Origin of the sequence: Akkermansia sp. UBA7090, assembly GCF_002493465.1 — a bacterium.
Classification (GTDB): Bacteria; Verrucomicrobiota; Verrucomicrobiia; order Verrucomicrobiales; family Akkermansiaceae; genus Akkermansia; species Akkermansia muciniphila_A.
Map to the genome: position 1 here is coordinate 1 of NZ_DKYW01000031.1, position 4,700 is coordinate 4,700.

The 4,700-nt window shown below is 58.3% G+C and carries 1 protein-coding gene; it reads right to left on the reverse strand.

The genetic code is table 11. From position 1 onward, the window contains the following. Window positions 1-4,648, reverse strand: a 4,648-nt coding sequence (locus B3075_RS10020) for a beta strand repeat-containing protein (protein WP_290488792.1), incomplete at its 3' end; no start/stop codon positions are given. Window positions 4,649-4,700: the final 52 nt, after the last annotated feature.

Here is a 4,700-nt window from a genome sequence, read left to right on the forward strand (position 1 = left end):
CCAGCGCGTTGACTGTGCTTCCCGACACCGCTGCCATGGCGCGGGAGGCTTCGGAGAGGTTGCCGTTGCTGATCATGGTGCTGACGCCGTTCATGAATTGGGCCAGCTGGGAGTCGGAATCCAGGTTTTTGCGGGCTTCCCAGAGCAGGCTGGCTCCAGCGGCGGAGTTCCACGTGTCGGCCGCGGGAGAGAAGAGGTTTTCCTGACGGAGCGTGGCATTCAGCAGGATGTCGTTTCCGTCGCGGCTCAGGGTGGCGTCCTGATAGTAAACGGCGAAGAGGCCGGATATCCGGGCGGCGAGGTTTTGTCCGTCTTCCAAACCGCTGATGCTGTCGGTGGCGCTCATCAGGATGATGTCATGAAGGTCGCTTCCCGCGTTCATGGCGGCATTCCCTTCCATGTTGGAGAGGAGGAAGTCGGCTCCGTCCTGCACGGTGATGGTGCCCGCCGTCAGCATGGGGGCGCCGAAGGGGGCGTCCTGGTTGAAGTTGTAGATCAGTTCCGTCGTGGAGCCGTTCTGGAAGGTGGCGCTTTCCACGTTGAGCGTGGTGTTGGCGTTGCCCTGGGCATCCCCGGTGGCTTCAATACGCAGGGTGCCGTTGTTTCCGGCGGTGATGCCGTTGTAGTTCAGCGTGGAGGTGTCCGCGGTGCCTTTCAGGACAAGGATGCCTCCGTCACGGACGGCGAGGTCGTAGTCCTCATTGCCGGTTTGCAGGTATTGGGTGGTTTTCCCGGAGATGTCCAGGGCGCCGCTGCCTTCCAGCGTGCCGGAGAAAGTTCCGGCGGAGGTTGTCGCCGAGGAGATGGCGAGACTGCCTCCGTTCATGGACAGGGTTCCGGCGCCGGAGAGGCTGCTGATGGTGCCGGCTTCCGTTCCGGAGAGGTTCAGCGTGCCGTCGGCGGTGATTGCGGGGCCGTCCAGCCGGGCTTCTCCGCCCAGAGCCAGTTCCGCTCCTTCCCGGATACGGAGGGAGCCGGTTCCGGTGATGGCTCCGTCGTTGATATTGCTTGTTCCGGTCAGGTCAAAAGTTCCCTGAATGGTCAGGGTTCCTCCGGCTTCCGTAACGGTCATGGTTTCGATTTCGGCGTTGCCGTTGATGGTCAGGCCTCCTCCTTCCAGAATAAGGGTGTCCAGGGAGTTTTCCGCGTCGTTGAGGACGATGCTTCCTTCACGCAGGACCAGGGTTTCCACATTCATCTTTCCTCCGACCGTCAGCGCTCCGATTCCTTCTTTGATGAAGGTGACGTTGCTGCCGCCCGTGATGCTGCCGCCCATGACGGTGTCCTGGACGGCCGGGTCGATGTCGTCTTCTCCCGTCTCTATTTGTTTGTTGTTGAGGATGACGACGGCCGTGCTGTCTCCGGTGTTGTTGACGACCAGGCTGCTGCCCGTGGATCCCATCAGGTTGTTGATTTTAGCTCCCTGTCCGTCGGCTTCGCCCGGCGCTCCGGCCAGGTTGACCGTCAGGGTCTGTCCGCCCCCGATGACGACGCCGGCGTAGCCGGAGAGCGTTTGATAGGAGTTGACTTCATGGGCGTCACCTCCTTCCGCCTGCACGCGGTAGAGGCCGGCGGACGCTCCGCTGAGCACCAGGCTGCCTCCGTCCGTTCCGGTGACCCTGATGCCGTAGTTGGCCAGAAGGTCGGTAGTGAAGGCGATGTCTCCCAGGTCGCCGACGGTCAGCGTTCCGCTGGTCAGGGTCAGGTAGCTGGAAGAGTCGTCGGTTTTGTGGTCCAGCAGAAGGTTGACGACGGCGTCGTTGCTCAGGTCCAGCGTCAGCCCTTCTCCCGATATGGTCAGGTTCGGGTCGCTTCCCGTTGCGCTGCCGTTGCTGATGACGGCGTCAGATGCCTGCGTGTCCTGGCCGATGTTTTCCGTTCCCAGGGCGATGGTTAGTCCGTCCAGGCCGCCTTCTCCTACGGTTACGGTTCCGCTGACTCCGGTCAGACGGGAGCCGGAGGAGATATTCCACGTTCCTTTCATACGGCTGCCGTCGGCTCCGGAGAGGTTCAGGCTGCCTGCCGTGATGGAGATTCCTTCCGAGGTTCCGTCAAGGATGGTTTGCGCTCCTGCCGCGTCCGCTCCGAGTTTCAGGTTTCCCGCTCCGGTTTTGGTCAGGGACGGGCTGTCGGTCAGCGCCCAGATGGTAGCCGAAATTCCTTCCTGCTCGACATTAATTTCATCAAACCGGGTGAAGGTGACGTTTTGGAAGTTCCCGTCTCCAAAGGTTCCCTTGAGTTCCAGCGTCCTGTCTCCTTCGACCGCCGCTCCGGCGCTTCCGCCGACGGTGATGCCGCCGTCTTCCCCTTCCGCCCCAAAGACGCTTCCTCCCGTCAGGGAGACGAGGACGCCGCCTCCTACCGTGCCGCAGTTGCCCGCGCCGTAGATGTCGCCCAGGTAGACGCCCTTTCCAAGGGTGACGGTGACGTTGCCGCCAATGCTGACGGGCAGCGCTGTGGGATCTTCCGCCGTCCACGTGTTTCCTCTCCAGGAGCCGCCCACGATGTTGCCCGTGAAGGTGGAGCCTCCATCAATGGAGACGCTGGTGCTTCCGTTGGTGGTCAGCGTCGTGCCGTTGCCCCAGTTCCAGAAGGAGCCGCCCATGATGTTTCCCGTGAAGGTGATTCCTTCTTTTCCGGTGATGGAGACGCCTGAGTTTCCTTCCACTTTTTGTACGGCTCCGTTGCTTTCGGATGCCGTATTTCCGTAACTGCCCCCATAAATGTTTTTGACGAAGTTGTTGTGTCCTTCCGTGTCGGAGAGTTCCGCATTGCTTATATTAATCGTTACCGAGGTGTTGCCCCGCACCGTCGTTCCAGATGCCGTGTTGGCTGTCCACGCGCTTCCGCCCGTGATGAAGTTCTGGTCTGTGACGTTGCGGAAACCTCCCAGGTTGACGGTCGCGTTGTTGCTGTACTGAATGCCGGTGACCAGGACGCTCGTGTTTCCGGTGATGGTAGTGACGGCATTGTGGGCGGAGGTGCTTCCTCCGATGATGGCCCCCGCCACGATGGCGTTATCTTTGACGGTAACGTTTGTGTTGCCCGTCAGGGTGGTGCTCGCTCCCTTGTTGTTTCCGCCGATGACGTGTTCCGCCGTGGCGTTCCCCGAGAGCTGCACATGGGTGTCTCCCGTCAGCGTGCTGGTCTGGAGGTTGGTGCTCCATTCGTTGGATACGCCCCCAACGACGGTGCCGAATGGCCCCCCGATGATATCCATCCAGACGTCCCCCTGGTAGTTGAGGTTGCCGGACGGCAGGGTTGCCCCGTTGTTGTATACTCCGTTCAGGTTGATTTTGGTTCCGCCGCTGTTGGTGATTTGATAGACTTTATCCCCGCTGCTCGTCAGGGTTCCGTCCAGATATCCCAGGCTGACATTGGCCGCGTTCCCCTCCCCAAGGGTCAGCGTAAAGGCGTTTTTGATCGTTTCTTCCAACGCCCCTGCCGCTCCCGCGGATACCCACGTCACGCTGGATATAGCCCCTTCTTCAATCGTCAGCACGCTGCCTTCTATGCTGTATTGTCCCGTTGCCAATCCCGTAACGGTAAAGTTCGAGCCGAGGCTGCTCCCTAAATCAAACGTGTATCCCTGGTCTTCCTCCACCAGATTGTCAAGTGCGCCGCCGATATCAATGGTGCCTGAAGTGAAGGTGACATTTTCCTTGGTAAAGGAGGAGCCTGATTCCGTATAGGTTAACTTGGTTCCGTCAATTGTTGCGTTTTTCAATGTGCCGGTGCCGTTCATGTTCAACACGGCATTTGCCCCCAGAGTGGCGGAGGTGAAATCCAGCGTTCCTCCCTCCATGGTGATTATGCCGGAATAGGCCAGGGAAGAATTATTGATTTTCAAGGCGCCCCCTTGGGCCGTGATGTTCGCGTTGATGACGGATCCCGTCAGGTTCTGAGTACCCGTTCCGGCCATAATCAGATTTATTCCTCCCGTGGGAGTAGTGTTACCGTTGACTCCGGAATGTTGCGTGGTTGCCCCGATGCTTCCCCCATACGTGTAATTCCCGTTGCCCGTCAGGGTAAGATCCGCTCTGGAGGAATTGGCTGACTGGACGCGTCCTTTATGCGTTCCGCTGAAGCCGTCGGCATCATTTAAACCGGCCAGAGAAGCGGCATTGGAAATTTGCAACGTCAGAGCACTGGAACTTTGATTGATTGATCCCGACAAATCCACTGTTGTGTTGGCGAGCGCCGTGCCCGTAATCTGGAGAATGGCTCCTCCGGCTTGTGTTCCCTTTTGGGAAAGGATAATGTTCCCGGCGAAGCTGCTTTCCTGGGAACCAAGCACAAACTTGGAGGCATAGCCGGCATTGCCGTTAGCCGCTACCAGCGTCAGATTTCCTTCTCCGGCAAATGCCCCGTTCAAATTGATAGTACAGCCGCCGTTAGAATTCTGATTAATGGTAAACGAGGAGTCTGCTCCAATATAAAGTCCTGTGGTGTAATTGTTGTTTCCTGAATTTACATCAAGGCTGACGGATTGGTTCCCAGTAACTGAATATTCATTGGCGGGCTCGTTGTTGTTGAAGGTGGAGTCCGCTCCCCATGCGGGAGATTCAGGAGTTGGGGCAGCCAGGGAAACGCCGGTATAACAAGCCAGAACAGCGGTCAGCAGGGTAATAGGGAGATGGAGACGCATTGTAAAAATGTTAGATGTTAATTTTTTGCGTATATAACGGATTGGAAATTCG